The sequence below is a fragment of the Candidatus Paracaedibacter symbiosus genome (assembly GCF_000757605.1).
In the GTDB taxonomy this organism is placed as follows: Bacteria; Pseudomonadota; Alphaproteobacteria; order Paracaedibacterales; family Paracaedibacteraceae; genus Paracaedibacter_A; species Paracaedibacter_A symbiosus.
Genome location: NZ_JQAK01000009.1, coordinates 1 through 1,112, shown reverse-complemented (window position 1 = coordinate 1,112; position 1,112 = coordinate 1). Strand labels below are relative to the sequence as shown.

General features: G+C 30.2%; 1 protein-coding gene. It reads right to left on the bottom strand.

Annotated elements, in window-relative coordinates:
* Positions 1 to 477 precede the first annotated feature (477 nt).
* Positions 478 to 933, bottom strand: coding sequence for a hypothetical protein (locus IG80_RS0111040; protein ID WP_032114094.1), 456 nt, complete (start codon positions 931 to 933; stop codon positions 478 to 480).
* Positions 934 to 1,112 lie beyond the last annotated feature (179 nt).

Sequence of the window (1,112 nt, the reverse complement as noted above, 5' to 3'; positions counted from 1 at the left end):
AATGAGTGCTATAGCAGCGCCATTAAAATCCTGCTTTTTAAATAAATCTTGATGCATATCCTCAAATTCATCAGAAGTAAGAGTATTTGAATTAAAAGTTCAATTTTATTTGTAGAAACCACAATTTTACTATAGTTATGCCCATTAGATCCATGATCTTCATCACTAAAAGATAATACATTTGTACAAAATGCTTGAGTACTAAGCATTGTAATTATGGAACTTACCAAAGCAAATGATGTATAAATTTTTAACATAAATCTAACCTTCCACTTTTTATAAATTTTAGTCTATTTAACAAATTTTACAAGATAAATATTTATTGTAAATCGGCAAACCTTGCGGAAAATACTTTTGCTTGTGGATTATCAAGATCAATATTTATACTTAAATTAAAACTTGGAGATGATGTATTTAGTCGGTCTCTTGTTGTCCGTTCACCAAGATGGTCAACTTCTCTATGAAGCTCTTTAGCACCTATAAGAATAATTCTTGTAAAATTATCAGGTAACAAAATCTCAGGAGTTTGGGCGAGTGATTGTAGAATAGTGGTAGTTCTTCATTAAACTTTAATAACATAGGAAAGCAATTTTTCTGACAAGGATCTTTAAGACTTGAAATAAGTAAAACTGTACCTACTATTGAAATAGGGTGGGACTCATTACTTGTAAAACTGTGAGTAAGCATTTCTGGGAGTTTATTTTTTAAGACAAGAAGTAAAAAGGCTTCTGAATGTCCGCCTTCTTTTACAATATTATTTCCTCTTATAAGAGTGTTGACTCGTTGTTTAATGTCATCGCATCTTTTACCGTTTTCAGTTTTTGATGTAGATGTAAAACCTTCTGTAAGAGGAAAATCTTGACCTGAGGTAACCTTTTTACTTTCAACCTCTTGAAGATTGCTTTTAAACTTCTTTTGTCCACTTAAGAACACATTTCCTTCACTTTATAAATAAGTATCTATATGGAGTTTGTCATCTCCTTCAACCAAATAAAGTAATTTAAATTGTGCAGTTAAAATGTTACAAGTTTTAATGTTTTCTTCCATTAAAGTCTGAATAACCTCATCTCTATAAGCTTCTGATATAAAAGTTTTGGTAGAATTCACCCACT